This window comes from Micromonospora sp. WMMA1949, from assembly GCF_027460145.1.
Taxonomy (GTDB): Bacteria; Actinomycetota; Actinomycetes; order Mycobacteriales; family Micromonosporaceae; genus Micromonospora.
Map to the genome: position 1 here is coordinate 2,260,662 of NZ_JAPZBG010000001.1, position 15,334 is coordinate 2,275,995.

10 protein-coding genes are annotated in these 15,334 nt (G+C 71.7%); 6 read left to right on the forward strand and 4 right to left on the reverse strand.

What is annotated here, in order from left to right; all coding sequences use genetic code 11:
* The first annotated feature begins 121 nt into the window (after positions 1-121).
* From acs to O7607_RS10585, 5 genes are all read left to right on the forward strand, one after another.
* Complete coding sequence (gene acs, locus O7607_RS10565) at positions 122-2,110, forward strand: acetate--CoA ligase (RefSeq protein ID WP_269702792.1); 1,989 nt, start codon at positions 122-124, stop codon at positions 2,108-2,110.
* A gap of 231 nt (positions 2,111-2,341) precedes the next feature.
* Positions 2,342-5,125 (forward strand): immune inhibitor A domain-containing protein, encoded by a 2,784-nt coding sequence (locus O7607_RS10570; RefSeq protein WP_269702794.1) that lies wholly within the window; start codon positions 2,342-2,344, stop codon positions 5,123-5,125.
* A gap of 356 nt (positions 5,126-5,481) precedes the next feature.
* Complete coding sequence (locus tag O7607_RS10575) at positions 5,482-7,884, forward strand: immune inhibitor A domain-containing protein (protein WP_269706938.1); 2,403 nt, start codon at positions 5,482-5,484, stop codon at positions 7,882-7,884.
* Between the two features lie 175 nt (positions 7,885-8,059).
* Positions 8,060-8,398 (forward strand): hypothetical protein, encoded by a 339-nt coding sequence (locus O7607_RS10580; RefSeq protein WP_269702796.1) that lies wholly within the window; start codon positions 8,060-8,062, stop codon positions 8,396-8,398.
* Positions 8,399-8,529: 131 nt separating this feature from the next.
* Positions 8,530-9,462, forward strand: coding sequence for an alpha/beta fold hydrolase (locus tag O7607_RS10585; RefSeq protein ID WP_269702798.1), 933 nt, complete (start codon positions 8,530-8,532; stop codon positions 9,460-9,462).
* A 1-nt stretch (position 9,463) separates the two neighbouring features.
* Here O7607_RS10585 and O7607_RS10590 read toward each other — a convergent pair whose 3' ends face one another.
* Positions 9,464-9,829, reverse strand: a complete 366-nt coding sequence (locus tag O7607_RS10590) for a hypothetical protein (protein ID WP_269702800.1) — start codon at positions 9,827-9,829, stop codon at positions 9,464-9,466.
* Positions 9,826-13,107, reverse strand: coding sequence for an SseB family protein (locus O7607_RS10595; protein WP_269702802.1), 3,282 nt, complete (start codon positions 13,105-13,107; stop codon positions 9,826-9,828). Before O7607_RS10595 ends, O7607_RS10590 begins: the two co-directional genes overlap by 4 nt.
* 152 nt (positions 13,108-13,259) lie before the next feature.
* Between O7607_RS10595 and mycP the strand changes: the two genes are divergently transcribed.
* Positions 13,260-14,474: a type VII secretion-associated serine protease mycosin gene (gene mycP, locus O7607_RS10600; RefSeq protein WP_269702803.1), complete on the forward strand. Its 1,215-nt coding sequence runs from the start codon at positions 13,260-13,262 to the stop codon at positions 14,472-14,474.
* Positions 14,475-14,535: 61 nt separating this feature from the next.
* Here the strand turns inward: mycP and O7607_RS10605 are convergent, their stop codons facing one another.
* On the reverse strand, positions 14,536-14,829 hold the full coding sequence (locus O7607_RS10605; RefSeq protein WP_269702805.1) for a WXG100 family type VII secretion target: 294 nt from the start codon (positions 14,827-14,829) through the stop codon (positions 14,536-14,538).
* A 20-nt stretch (positions 14,830-14,849) separates the two neighbouring features.
* Positions 14,850-15,167: a WXG100 family type VII secretion target gene (locus O7607_RS10610; RefSeq protein WP_269702807.1), complete on the reverse strand. Its 318-nt coding sequence runs from the start codon at positions 15,165-15,167 to the stop codon at positions 14,850-14,852.
* Positions 15,168-15,334: the final 167 nt, after the last annotated feature.

A 15,334-nucleotide genomic window follows, 5' to 3' on the forward strand; every position in this document is an offset into this window, starting at 1 on the left:
TCGGCGCGGGGAGGAGGCCGCTGGGCGCGCGGTGCGGGGCGGGGCGGTCGCGGCCGGGGTACGCCGGGACTAACCTTCCCCGCATCAGGAGACGCAGGTCACGCGACGAAGGAGTCACCGCATGAGCGAGGCATTGGCCAACTTGCTGAACGAGACGCGCCAGTTCCCGCCGCCGGCTGAACTCGCCGCGAACGCCAACGTGACCGCCGAGGCGTACGAGGAGGCGGCCGGTGACCGGCTGGCCTTCTGGGAGCGCCAGGCCGGCCGGCTGGCCTGGGCCCAGCAGTGGGAGCAGGTGCTCGACTGGTCGAACGCCCCGTTCGCGAAGTGGTTCACCGGCGGCAAGCTCAACGTGGCGTACAACTGCCTGGACCGGCACGTCGAGGCGGGCCTCGGCGACAAGGTGGCGATCCACTGGGAGGGCGAGCCCGGCGACACCCGTACCGTCACCTACGCCGACCTGCACCGGCTCACCTGCCAGGCGGCGAACGCGCTGACCGAGCTGGGCGTGACCGCCGGTGACCGGGTGGCGATCTACCTGCCGATGATCCCGGAGGCGGCGGTGGCGATGCTCGCCTGCGCCCGGGTCGGCGCCACGCACAGCGTGGTTTTCGGCGGCTTCTCCGCCGACGCGCTCACCAACCGGATCCAGGACGCCAGCGCCAAGGTGGTGATCACCGCGGACGGCGGTTTCCGCCGGGGCAAGCCGTCGGCGCTCAAGCCGACGGTGGACGAGGCCGTGGCGAACTGCCCGTCGGTGGAGCACGTGCTGGTGGTCCGGCGCACCGGTGAGGAGGTCGCCTGGTCGGCCAAGGACCACTGGTGGCACGAGACGGTGGAGACGGCGTCGCCGGAGCACGAGGCGCAGGCGTTCGACGCCGAGCACCCGCTGTTCATCCTCTACACCAGCGGCACGACGGCCCGGCCGAAGGGCATCCTGCACACCACCGGCGGCTACCTGACCCAGGCGTCGTACACCACCCACGCGGTGTTCGACCTGAAGCCGGAGACGGACGTGTACTGGTGCACCGCCGACATCGGCTGGGTGACCGGGCACTCCTACATCGTGTACGGCCCTCTCTCCAACGGCGCCACCCAGGTCATGTACGAGGGCACGCCGGACACCCCGCACAAGGGCCGGTTCTGGGAGGTCGTCGACAAGTACAAGGTGACCATCCTGTACACCGCGCCGACGCTGATCCGCACCATGATGAAGTGGGGCGAGGACATCCCGGCCGGGTACGACCTGTCGTCGCTGCGCCTGCTCGGCAGCGTCGGTGAGCCGATCAACCCGGAGGCGTGGATCTGGTACCGGCAGCACGTCGGGCGCGGCGAGCTGCCGGTGGTGGACACCTGGTGGCAGACCGAGACCGGCGCCATCATGATCTCGCCGCTGCCCGGTGTGACCGAGGCGAAGCCCGGCTCGGCGATGAGCCCGCTGCCCGGCATCGTCGCCGACGTGGTCGACGACCAGGGCCAGTCGGTGCCGAACGGCGGCGGCGGGTACCTGGTTCTGAAGGAGCCGTGGCCGTCGATGCTGCGGACGATCTGGGGCGACGACAACCGGTTCCTGGAGACGTACTGGTCCCGGTTCGGCGCGGGCGCGAACACCGGCGACGAGTGGGTCTACTTCGCCGGTGACGGCGCCAAGAAGGACGACGACGGGCACATCTGGCTGCTCGGCCGGGTGGACGACGTGATGCTGGTGTCCGGTCACAACATCTCCACGACGGAGGTGGAGTCGGCGCTGGTGAGCCACCCGTCGGTGGCGGAGGCGGCGGTGGTCGGCGCGACCGACCCGACCACCGGCCAGGCGATCGTTGCGTTCGCCATCCCGCGCGGCAGCACGGAGATCTCGGGTGACGCGGGCGAGCAGCTCATCGCCGAGCTGCGCAACCACGTGGCAAAGACGCTCGGCCCGATCGCCAAGCCGCGGCAGATCATGCTGGTGCCGGAGTTGCCGAAGACCCGCTCCGGCAAGATCATGCGCCGGCTGCTGCGGGACGTGGCGGAGAACCGGTCGCTCGGCGACGTGACCACGCTCCAGGACTCCTCGGTGATGGATCTGATCTCGTCGGGGATGAGCGGCGGCAAGTCCGACGAGGACTGACCACAGCCCGACCAGGGGGCGGACCGCACTGCGGTCCGCCCCTTCGTCGTACCCGGAATCCGCGCTGGTCGATCGGTGGACCCGAGCTGACCTGATCGGCCAGAGCACTTTTCCACCACTGTCGATGTCGCTGCTTGTCGGTTACGTTCAGCCGCACCGGCGGATTTCGACGAGCGTCAGTGAGACGGCCGGTTCCCCACCATTCCCTACGAACGGAGTGGCATGCTCCCCATGTCGCAGCACAGGGCACGGCGACGCTTACTCGTCGCGCTGCCCGCCATCGCGCTCGCGGCCACGTCGCTGACCGTGACGGGCAGCGCGGCGGCTCAGCCGGCCCGGTCCGCACCGGTCACGATCGGGGCGGACGAGCACTACATCAACTACGCCGAGCCCGAGGTCCAGCCGGACACCGGCGGCAAGGAGATCAAGGGCCGCGACGGCGTCTTCTCCTCGCCCGCCGACGAGGCCCGCGCCTACGACCGCAAGTACGCCGGGGGCAACCCGGTCGCCGCCCGCGAGCTGGCCAAGCTGGAGGCCAAGTCCATCCGGACCGGCCACAGCCCGCGGAAGATCAAGAAGGCCAAGAGCACGCAGACCGCCAAGCTGCTGACGCTGCTCGTCGAGTTCAACGACAAGGCCAACGACGACTTCACGAACGTGATGGTCCCGAAGACGGTGTTCGAGGACCGCACCTGCGTTCCCGGCACCGTGCAGAACGGGCCGCGGCACAACACGATCCCGAACCCGGCCACGCTGCCGCACAAGGACAACAACTCGATGTGGGTGCCGGACTTCTCCCCGGCCCACTACGACAAGATGCTGTACAGCAAGAAGGGCATCACCGAGCGGGTCCGCAAGGACCTGAAGGGGCCGGACGGCAAGCCGGGCATCAGCCTCGCCGGACGGACCATGCACAACATGTACCTGGAGATGTCCAAGGGCGCGTACACCGTGGACGGGCAGGCCAGCCCGTGGATCACGGTGCCGCACTCGGAGGGCTGGTACGCCGCCTCACGCTGCTTCCAGGACGAGAACGGCAACTGGGTCGCCGGGCGTGAGCAGTCGATGAACGGCCACCCGGACAACCCGCAGGGCGCGGGCCGGCTCGCCACCGACGCGATCGACGCGCTGGCCGCCGCCGACCCGAACTTCCCCTGGGCCGACTACGACATCGAGGACCAGAGCGACCGCGACGGCGACGGCAACTACCACGAGCCGGACGGCGTGATCGACCACCTGGTGCTGGTGCACGCCAACCAGGGCAAGTCCCGTGGCGGCGGCGACGTCGGGATCTATTCGGTCTGGGCGCACTCCTCGACCGTGACCGGCGGCTACACGATCCCGGGCACCAACCTGAAGGTGTCGAACTACATCGTGCAGCCGGAGGACGCCGGCGTCGGCGTCTTCGCCCACGAGTTCGGGCACGACCTGGGCCTGCCGGACCTCTACGACACCTCCGGCAACGCCGACTCCGACGTGGACTTCTGGGACCTGATGGCGTCCGGCTCGCACTCCGGCGAGATCTTCCAGGCGCTGCCCACCCACATGGGTCTCTGGGACAAGTGGGTGCTGGGCTGGGCCGAGCCGAAGACGTTCGGGCCGGGTGACCGGGCCAAGCTGGTCAAGCTCGGGCAGACGTCGCGTACGCCGGTCGGCACCGAGGACGGCATCAAGATCGACCTGCCGGACAAGGTGATCTCGCTGGCCACGCCGCACAGCGGCGGGAACATGTGGTACTCCGGCGCCGACCAGAACTGGGCCGACGTCAAGCTCAGCCGCACGGTGACCGTCCCGAACGCCGCTGACGCGAAGTTCTGGATGTGGAACAACTACGTCATCGAGGCGGACTGGGACTTCGGCTTCGTCGAGGTCTCCACCGACGGCGGCGCCACCTGGAACGAGCAGAAGGTGTACGCCGAGGGCGGCGCGCTGGTCTCCACGAATGACGGCTACGCCGACCCGAACGGCCGCATGGTCGACTTCGGCAACAAGAAGTACGGCCTGACCGGCAGCACCGGCGGCTGGCGGCACGACTACGTCGACCTGTCGTCGTACGCCGGGCAGACCGTGCAGGTGCGGCTGCGGTACGCGACCGACGAGGCGTTCGTGGAGCGCGGCTGGTTCGCCGACGACTTCTCGGTGACCGGCGGCGGCGCGACCACGTGGAGCGACGACGTGGAGAGCGGCGCGGCGGGCTGGACCCAGACCGGCGGCACCTTCACCGACACCAGCGGCGCGGGTTGGTACATCGACTCGGGCACGCAGGTGAAGTCGCACTACTACCTCGCCGAGTGGCGTAACTTCGACGGCTTCGACAAGGGCCTGAAGTACACCTACGACACCGTCTACTCGCACGAGGCGTGGAAGGTCGACCGGATCGCGTACAACGCGCCGGGCATGCTGGTCTGGTACCGGGACACCCAGCTCGGCGACGTCAACCACGTCACCGCGCAGATGACCGCCCTGCCCAGCTACGGCGCGAAGGGCGGTCTGCTGATCGTCGACTCGCACAACGACCCGCTGCGCCGCAAGGGCGTCGCGGCCGAGAAGGACCCGTCGGTGCTGAAGAACCTGCCCAGCCGGCCGCAGTCCTCCAACGCCGCGTTCGGCCTGAAGCCCACGTACCCGTTCAAGGAGTGCCTGGAGGCGGCGGACGAGCCGTACAGCGAGTACTGCACGAAGTTCGGCCCGCAGGCTCCGGTGCGTGGCTTCACCGACGCCAAGGGCTGGTACCCGGGCATCGAGATCCGCGACGGCGCCGCGTACGCGCGGGACAACGACGCCTCGGTGGTCATCCCGTCGCGGGGCAACCAGCAGTACACGACCCGGGTGGTGAACCCGGACGGCACGCCGGCGACGGACTACTACGGTTCGACGCTGGGTGGCGGGGCGATCGTGCTCGGCACCGGCAACCCGGGTGACGCGGGCGTCCAGTACGGCGTCTCGATCATCATCAAGCGGGCCGCGAAGGACAACTCGTACGCCCAGGTGTACGTGGTTCCGCCGCGGAGCTGAGCCGTACGTTCAAACCGGAACCGGAATGACCGGAAAATGAGCTGAAGATGCTCGATGGGGGAAGGGTCGGGAGCGCGAGCGCTCCCGACCCTTCCGCGCACCCGGTTAATCCATGATTGTCACTGCACTCCATGATCGAGACATCGTTGCTGGTCAACGGCTCGGCGACGGGCCGGCGTGTGACGGTGGAAAGCATTCCCAACAAAAAGTTGCTACAAATCGACGCACACATCTTCCCACCAGTCGCAGCAGTGTCTATGTTCACCATTGGTCCCACTAGTGGGACGTTCCACCGGCCCGTACCCCCAGTTGGGCCGGTTCCCTCACACCGGAGGTACCACGTGCGCAAAGTCGCAGTGGGTCTGCTCGGGCTTTCGCTGACCGCGACGGGGCTGGTGGCGGGCACGTCCGCCAGCGCCGCGCCGACGCCGAAGCTGCCGGCCGCCGCTCCGTCGGTGGCCGAGCCTGCGCAGGCTGAGCACGACCTGCCCAACCCGCTCGAGGAGAAGCGGCGCGCGCTGCGCCAGGAAGGCCTCAGCGAGGTCCTGTCCGGCAGGGCGAAGGCCCAGAAGATCAACGGCAGCACCGTCGTCAAGGTCGGCGAGAAGGCTGCCGCCGGTTCCGCGGCGGGCAGGTCCGCCAAGAGCACCAAGGCCGGCAAGGGTCCGACCGAGGACCAGTACGTCGAACTCTCCCGCGAGCGGACCGACAAGATCTTCGTCATCCTCGCGGAGTTCGGCGACGAGCGGCACCCGAACTACCCGGACCAGGACACCGACCCGGACACCCCGGGCCCGACCCGGTTCGACGGTCCGCTCCGCAACCAGATCCCCCAGCCCAACCGTGCGGTGGACAACTCCACGGTCTGGCAGGCCGACTACAGCGCCGACCACTACCGGCAGCTGTACTTCGGCACCAACCCGGGCGACGAGTCGCTGAAGCAGTACTACGAGGCCCAGTCCTCGGGTCGGTACAGCGTCGACGGCGAGGTCACCAACTGGGTGAAGGTGCAGTACAACGAGGCTCGCTACGGCCGTTCCGACGGCTACCCGTGCGCCTCGAACGTCTGCACCAACACCTGGGCGCTGGTCCGCGACGCCGCCAACCAGTGGGTCGCCGACCAGAAGGCGCAGGGCCGCTCCGACGCGGAGATCGCCGCGGACGTCAAGGCGATGGACGAGTGGGACCGGTACGACTTCGACGGCGACGGCAACTTCAACGAGCCGGACGGCTACATCGACCACTTCCAGATCGTCCACGCCGGCGGCGACCAGGCCGACGGTGACCCGTACCAGGGTGAGGACGCCATCTGGAGCCACCGGTGGTACGCCTTCGCCAGCGACCAGGGCAACACCGGCCCGGAGAACTTCCCGGCCGGCGGCACCCAGATCGGCAACACCGGCGTCTGGATCGGTGACTACACGATCCAGCCGGAGAACGGTGGCCGGAGCGTCTTCTACCACGAGTACGGCCACGACCTCGGTCTGCCGGACGACTACAACGTGGTCAGTGGTGGGGACAACAACAACGAGCACTGGACCCTGATGGCCCAGAGCCGGCTCGGCGCCAAGAACGACGGCGGCATCGGCGAGCGCGGTGGCGACCTCGGCGCCTGGAACAAGCTCCAGCTCGGCTGGCTCGACTACGAGGTGATCGTGGCCGGCCAGAAGCGCACCCTGGAGCTGGGCCCGCAGGAGTACAACTCCCCCAAGGCCCAGGCTGCCGTGGTGGTGCTGCCGCAGCGGGAGTACACGTTCCAGAACGGCAAGCCGTTCGAGGGTACGAAGCAGTTCTTCTCGGGCAACGACGACGACCTGAACAACACGATGACGCGCACTGTCGACCTCACCGGGAAGACCAGCGCCGCGCTGTCGATGAAGGGTCGCTACAGCATCGAGGCGGACTACGACTACCTGTTCTTCGAGGCGTCCACCGACGGTGGCCAGACCTGGGCCTCGCTGCCCGGTACGGCCAACGGCACCCCGCTGAAGGAGATCTCCCCCGGGCGCTACGCCCTGGACGGCTCCAGCAACAACCAGTGGGTCGACGTCAACATCCCGATGGACGCGGTCGCCGGCAAGGTCGTGCAGTTCCGGCTCCGCTACCAGACGGACGGCGGTGTCTCCGAGGGCGGCTTCTACGGTGACGCGATCACCGTGACCGCCGACGGTCAGACCGTCCTCACCGACGGCGCCGAGGCCGGTGCCAACGGCTGGACCCTCAGCGGCTTCAGCATCGTCGAGGAGACCTACACCCGTAAGTTCGACAACTACTACATCGCCGGCAACCGGTCGTACGTCTCGTACGACAAGTACCTCAAGACCGGCCCGTACTTCTTCGGCTACGCGAACACCCGCCCGGACTACGTGGACCACTACGCGTACCAGGAGGGTCTGCTGATCTCCTACTGGAACCTGCGGTTCGCGGACAACGACACGTTCGCGCACCCGGGTGAGGGTCGGAACATGATCATCGACGCGCACCCGCGGCCGATCTACAACCTGACCGGCCAGCCCTGGCGGGCCCGTGTCCAGGTCTACGACGCGCCGTTCAGCCTGAAGAAGGCCGACTCGTTCACGCTGCACCTCAACAGCCAGCCGCAGTACATCCGCGGCCAGGCGGCGCAGCCGCTGTTCGACGACACCAAGCAGTACTGGTACCCGGAGCTGCCGAACCACGGCGTCAAGCTCCCGGCCACCGGCACCAAGATCAAGGTTCTGGAGCAGAACGGCACCTCGCTGAAGGTCCGCTTCTCCTGATCCACTGATCGACGCACCACGCGATGCCCGGGCGGTGAACCGCCCGGGCATCGCCCTTTCCGGGGAACCCGGCACACCGCACCGGCGTCCCATCCCGGTGACGCCCCGCACCACGCTGCCGGCCGCGTTCGCGACGGCCTTGCCCGCCGGCGCTCGCAGCCGAGACGGAGGATCCGTGTCCGACGACCACCAGCCCGCCACCGGCGACGCGGCCTCGCCCGCCGGTCGCCCCACGCCGCGCTCCGCCGGCGACCTGCCGACGCTTCGCCGGCCCGCCGGCCCGCCGAAGAAGCCGACCGACAACCGGCCGACGGGCGTCGTCGCCGGCTGGATCACCAGGGGCGGGTCCGGGCCGTGCTACGGGCTGATGGACGAGAACGGCATGGAGTACGCGGTGTACGGCCCCAACGCCGGCGAGCTGCGCAAGGGCGACCTCGTCACGCTGCGGCTCACCGCACGGGACCGCTCCGTCGACTGCGGACCCGGCATCCCGATGCGGATCATCGAGGATTGACAGCCGGTAGCGGCGCGTTCACACGCCTCCGAAGCATCGGGGTTCGCGGTTCCGGGTGACCGCCCGGAGAAATCCCTGATCCTCGTCACCTGCGGGGCCGGTGGGTGACCGGCAGCCCTAGGCTGTGCCCCATGACCGACCAGCGCGGCGGACCCGTCGACGAGTCCTGCGTCCTGCCCGAAGGGCCGTGGACGCACCGGTTCGTCGGCGCCAACGGCAGCCGGTTCCACGTCGTCGAGGCGGGCACCGGCCCGATGGTGCTCTTCCTGCACGGCTTCCCCGAGTACTGGTACGCCTGGCACGAGATGCTGCCCGCGGTCGCCGACGCGGGCTTCCGCGCGGTCGCGGTCGACCTGCGCGGTTACGGCGCGAGCGACAAGCCACCCCGGGGGTACGACGGCTACACGCTCGCCGCCGACGTCGCCGGCCTGATCCGGGCGCTCGGCGAACGGTCCGCCACCGTGGTCGGCACCGGCGCGGGCGGGCTCATCGGCTGGACCGCCGCCTCCTTCCACCCGACCCTTGTGCGCCGGCTCGTGGTGCTCGGCGCGCCGCACCCGCTGCGGCTGCGGGCGGCCATCTTCGCCGACCCGCGCGGCCAGTTCACCTCGGCCACCGCGACCCTGAAGTTCCAGCTCCCCCGCTACGAGCACGTGCTGACCCGGGACGACGCCGCCGAGGTGGAGGAGATCCTGCGCCGGTGGGGCGGGCCGCGCTGGGTGTCCGGCCCCGACTTCGCCGACTACGCGCACTGCTGCCGGGTGGCGATGCAGATCCCGCAGGCCGCGTTCTGCGCGATGGAGGGCTACCGCTGGGCGTTCCGCTCGGTGCTGCGGCTGCACGGCTACCGCTTCGTGAAGCTGATGCAGAAGCCGCTGGTCACGCCGACCCTGCAACTGCACGGCGCCCTCGACCGTGCCTCGCTCCCTCGTACCGCCCAGGGCTCCGGCCGCTACGTCACCGCCCCGTACGAGTGGCGGCTGCTCGACGACGTGGGGCACTTCCCGCACGTCGAGGCGCGGGACCTGGTGCTCGGCGAGATCCTGCGCTGGGCGAAGTCCTGACTCAGACCCGCTGCTCGCCCAGGTCGGCCACCTCGGCCGCCGGCGCCCAGCCCTGGTAGACGCCGAAGTCGAACGCCTCCAGCCCCATCGCCTCGGCCACCGGCCAGCGCCCACCGGTGTACTCCAGCCGCAGCCAGCCGTCGTGCTCGGCCAGCACGATGAACGGCTGCCCCTGCCAGGTGCAGGTGGTCCGCACGTACGCCAGATCGTCGACCTCGGCGGCCGGCACCACCCGGACGTACCGGCCGGGGCGTACCTCGGTGAAGCCCTCGTCCGGGCCGGGCTGGTACAGGCGGATGTCGTCGCCGTCGGGGCTGGCCTGGTACTCCCGGCCCTGCCAGCGGGCCACGTAGCCGTCGCGGGTCACGCCTCGGCCGCCTTCCGCCACAGCAACTCGTCGGTGTCCAGCACCGCGACCAGCTTGCTGTCGCCGTCCGCGCCGACCCGCCACAGCTCGGCGCCGTGCGGGAGCCGGGCACTGTCCACCTTGAACTCGGCGATCACGTCGCTGCTCTCCCCCGGCGCGAAGCCGTTGCCACGGAACGGGGGCCGCTCGATCACCCAGCCCTCCATCGCCCGCATCGCCGTCTCGGTCGGACCGCCGTACGGGATCCGGTAGAGGCTCGGCCGGTAGGCGGGCCAGCGCAGCAGGTAGATCTCCTCGTCTTCCGGCGAGAACGGCGAACCCGGGTGGCCGAGCCCGAGCGCCCGGTACAGCTCCGCCGGGGTACGCAGGTGCGCCAGTTCCCCGGCCCGGTGCACGAAGCCGGAGACCCGGTCGTAGCCACGCTCCAGGTAGTACGCGAGCTGGCTCGCCGCAATCGCCTTCTGCATGGTCACCGGCCGGTTCGCGGCGATCGTGGGTGCCTCCGGGCGCTGCCGTTCCGCCGGCTGCGGCGCGGCGGCCGGCTCCGGATCGTCGCCGAGGCCCACCTCGGCCGCCCAGTTGGCGAGCGCGAGGACCTGCTCCCCCGGGTACGTCGCACCGACCGGGCTGCCCGGGTTGACCCGGAACGACCACGCCACGTCCGGCCACCTGCGGATGAGCTGGACGAACTTGACCCGTACCGTCTCGACCTGGCCCTCGGTGTGCTCGGCCAGGCGTTCCGGCGAGGTGTAGACCGAGACGCACCGCTCGCCGTCGACCCGGTCGGCGTGCCAGACGAAGCCGGGGTCTCCCGGCCGGCTGCCGGCGGCCGAGTCGGGCGCGACCGGCAGCAGCACGCGGGCCAGCAGCAGCGTGGTGAGGAATCCGTCGGTGCTGCCGCTGCCCGCGGCGGCCAGCAGGTCTTCCTCGACGTCGTTCGCCGGTACGAAATCGGCGGCCGGTCCGTCGTCGGACGGCGGGACGTCCGGAGCCGCGGGCTCCGGTGTGGACAGCGGCGCTTCGGTCGGGTCGTCGGAGGCGAACAGCGACGTGGTGACCGGTTCGTCGGCGGTCGCCGGCTCGAAGAGGGACACGGTCGGCTGGTCCGCCGGCACGTGTCCGGACAACGACACGGTCGGCTCGGCCGAGACCGGACCGGTCAGCGGGGCGGTGAGGTCGTCCGGCACGGAGAACGCTGTCGTCGGCTCGGCCGAGACCGGGTCGAACAGCGACACTGTCGGTTCGGCCTCCGCCGGGGCGGACAACGGCGCAGCCGGTGCCGGATCGAACAGCGACACCGTCGGCTCGGCCGACGCCGACGGCGTGAACAGCGGCGCGGTGACCTCGCCCGCCGGGGCCGGCGACTCGAACAGTGACATGGTGGGTTCGGCCGCCGGCGCGGACGACACCGCCGGCTCGGCCCCGGCCGGACCCGACAGCGACACGGTCAGCTCGGCCTCAGCGGGACCTGACAGCGACACGGTCGGCTCGGCCGACGGCGACGGCGACGGCGACGGCGTGAACAGCGGTGCGGTGACCTCCGCTGCGAGGGCCGACGGCTCGAACAGTGACGTCGTCGGCTCGGACGACGACGCGAACGACACCGTCGGCTCGGCGGGCGGCGTGCTCCGGTCGGGCGTACCGGTGGCGTCGAGACGAGTCGGCACCGGCTCGGCGAGGTTCACCGTGTCGTCGGCGACCGGCGCCGCGGAGAGCGGCATCGTCGGGTCGGTGGTGCCGGCCCACGGCGTGGTCGCGTCCTCGGCCGGCTCCGGACGTATCGGGCCGGCCTGCTGCGCGGACCAGAACGGCGCGGGCTCGGTCAGGTCGCGGGCCTCGATCACGGTGCCCTCGATGACGATGGGTGTGAAGTCGCGGCGCGGCGCGGGCGGCGCGGAGACCGGCTCGGCGATCGACGGGGGCAGTTCCTCCACCGGCTCGGCGAGCGTCTCCCACCGCACGGTCTCGCCCTCGGTGCCGTCCGGTGCGGTACCCCACCCGTCGGCGGCGGCCGGTCCGGCGTTCGCTGTCGTAGCCGGTCCGGCGTGCGTCACGGTGCCCGGTCCCGCGTGCGCGGCCGGGCCGGCGGGCCGCCGGGGCAGCGTCTCGGTCGCGTCCTCGGCCGGACGGGTCGGCCGGAACGCCTGGGTAGCCTCCTCCGACCGGGACGTCGGCGGCGGCTCGTCCGGTTGCGCCGGGAACGCGTGGGTCGGGCCCTCGCGTACCGGCTCGTTCAACGGCCGCCGCCGTGGGAACGGCTGCCCGCCGGCGAACCGGGTCGGCGGGGTGGCCCGGTCACCGGCCCGGCGCGACGGGTCCAGCGACGACGGGCGCCGCGCCGATCGGCCACCGGACGAGGGCTCGAAGAAGGAGCGGGACGGCGGCGGCACGGAGGTCGCCGGTGACTCGTCGGGCGGCGCCGCCGGGGCGGCGGCGAAGGGGTCCGGCTCGTCCGGGCGGCGGCGCAGGTCGGTGAGCCAGCCGTCGAGGGCGTCCGTATCGGGCTCGGCACCGGGGGCGGTCCGGCTCGGGACGTCGTTGTCCGGTGCCCGGCGGCGGGGCGGCACGGTGGGCAGCCGCCGTCCCAGGACCGAGGCGGCCCGCATCGGCACCGTGGACGGCTCCTCGCCGCCCATCAGCCGCTCGGAACGGCCCGGCACACCGGCAGCCGGCGGCACGGCCGGGAACGGCACCGCGGGCGGCGGCACGGCGGGAGGCGGCACCGCAGGCGGCGGCACAGCGGCCGGCGGAAAGACGGCAGAAGGCACCGGAGCAGGCGTGACGGCGGCCGGCGGGACGGGAACGGCCGGCGGGCGGGGTGCGGGCTCGGGCACCGCGTTGCGCGCCCCCCGGGTGGCGTTCTCCACCCGTTCTAGCCGGGCGCGGGCGCCCATGGTGCGGCCGGGAAGCCGGATGTCGCCCCGGGAGAGCTGGGCCACGTACCAGGCGGGCAGGTAGCCCTCGATCGGCAGGCCGGGGTTGACCGCCAGCCACCATTCGGGGTTGGGCCATCCGGCCGCCAGGTCCGGGTAGGGGACGCGACGGGTCGGCCCCGCGTTCTCCCCCAGGCTCGCGCGCAGCGCGGCGGCCGACGTGAAGGCCAGCACGTGGGTCCGGCCCCCGGCGGTCCAGGTGCCCCACCCGGCGGACGGCCCGCTCGCGACCGGAAGCAGGAGATCGACGCGCGTCAGCACGCGGAAGTACTGCTGCTGGTCCTGCGCGCGCAGCGCGTCCCGCATCGCCACCTCGGCCTCGGTGGCCGGCTCCCATCCGGTCACGGCCACCTCTCCTTCCGCGAACAGGCCACAGGCATCGCCTACAACCTACAAGGTGGCAGCAAGATCAGGACTTCTGGCCATCGACGGGCGGCCCCGGACCGAGCGAGGCGCTAACATCCCGTTCCGGAGCCGACACGTTACGGAGGTCATCGATGCCTCGGCCAGTCGCGTACCCCGCCGTGGCCGCCCTGGCGACGCTCCTCGTCACCGCATCGCCGGCCGCACCGGCGGCGGCCCGCGCGCCGGCCGGCTGCGCCAACCCGCCCGCGCCGGCCCGGACGGTGGCGGACCAGCCGTGGCCGCAGCAGCGGTACGCACCGGACCGGCTCACCCCGCTCGCGACCGGCGCCGGAGTGGTGGTCGCGGTGGTCGACTCCGGAGTGGACAGATCCCATCCGCAGCTCGCGGGCCGCGTACTCGACGGCTCCGACTTCCTCGACCGGGGCGGGGACGGCACCCGGGACTGCGCCGGGCACGGCACCGGGGTGGCGAGCATCATCGCCGCCGCCCCGCAGCCCGGCGTCGCGTTCCGCGGCCTCGCGCCGGACGCGCGCATCCTGCCGGTACGGGTGAGCGAACAGCAGGTGGTCGAAGGGCGGGAGTCGGGGCGTACGGTCGACGCGGCCGGATTCGCCCGCGCCATCCGCTGGGCCGTGGACCACGACGCCGACGTGCTCAACCTCTCGGTCGTGCTGTACGCGGACGACCCGGCGGTACGCGCCGCCGTCGCCTACGCGGTGCGCCGGGACGTGGTGGTCGTGGCCGCCGCCGGGAACCTGCACGACAACGGTGATCCCCGGCCCTACCCGGCGGCGTACGACGGGGTGCTCGGCGTCGGGGCGATCGGGCGGGACGGGACGCGCTCGGCGTTCTCCCAGACCGGTACGTACGTGGACGTGGTCGCCCCCGGCAGCGAGGTGCTGATGGCGGCGCCCCGGGCGGGACACCAGCGGGCCGAGGGGACCAGCTACGCCACCCCGTTCGTGGCCGGCACGGCGGCGTTGCTGCGTCAGTACCGGCCCCGGCTGAGCGCGGACGAGGTGACCGCGCGGATCGTGGCCGCCGCCGACCCGGCACCGGGGCGGGACGCGGGCTACGGCGCGGGGGTGCTGAACCCGTACCGGGCGGTGACCGAGTCGGCCGGTGCGGCGGATGCCCGTACCCGCCCGGGTGCGGTGCTTCCCGCCGACCGGCCGGAGCCGGCCGCGCTGGCCCGGCAGTCCCGCCGGGAGACGGCTCGGGACCGGGCGCTGCTGGCGGCGGCCGTGGCGGGCGGGGCGGTGGCGCTCGTGGCGGCACTCGCCCTGGTGCTGCCGCGCGGAGCACGCAGGCGGTGGCAGGCGGCCGCGACGGACGCTCCGAGATGACCGGCGGCCGGGCACGCCATCGCACGGCCCGGGTCAGCTGCCCGGGCCGTGCGATGCCGCTTCACTGGAACAGGTTGGCGTTGCGCTTCTCGGTGTCCAGGTAGTCGGTCGCGGAGTCCTCCACCGCGAGCTTGATGTCGCGCAGCATCGCCTGGAGGTCCTGCGAGGCGGCCCGCCACCGGGACTGCCGCACCTCGTACGCCTCGCGGGCCTCGCCGTTCCAGCCCGCCACGAGCGGGGCGGCGTCGCGTTCGAGCTGACCGAGCTGGCTCTCCAGGGTGGACAGCGCCCGTTGGATGTCGGCGCCCGCCTGTTGCAGGGCGGCGAAGTTGACGACCAGCACACCGTGCTCCATGGGTTCGATCCTTCCGGTTGTCAGAGCGGCAGCTGGATGCCGCGGTTGGTGCCCGCCACCCGGCCGGCGGCCTCGGTGTCGGAGGCGTCGTACTGGCGGCCGGCCGTGCGGATCGCGGTGGCGGTCTCGCGCAGCGCTCGTTGCAGGGCGGCCTGGTCCTGTGCCCACTGCTGCTTGACCTGCGCGAACGAGCGCCCACCGGCGCCCCGCCAGGCCTGCTGCAACACCTCCAGCTCGGCCATCAGGCCGCTGAGCATGGTCTGGAGCGACTGGTCGACCTGCTCGAACTTCGCGGCGGTCTGCTGCATCACCGCGGCTTCTGCCTGGGTCTGGGACATCCCGGACGTCACCTCGTCTCCTCGGTCGTGGCTGGCCACCGAGTGACCACCGTGGACTCGTCGGTGGGCGCCCGGGGCCGGTGGAGGGGAAGCCTGGCGGCGGCGGACACGCGACTCGACGATTTCGTCGCTGACGGTAGCCGTCCGACTCCGGTTCTGCTACCCCT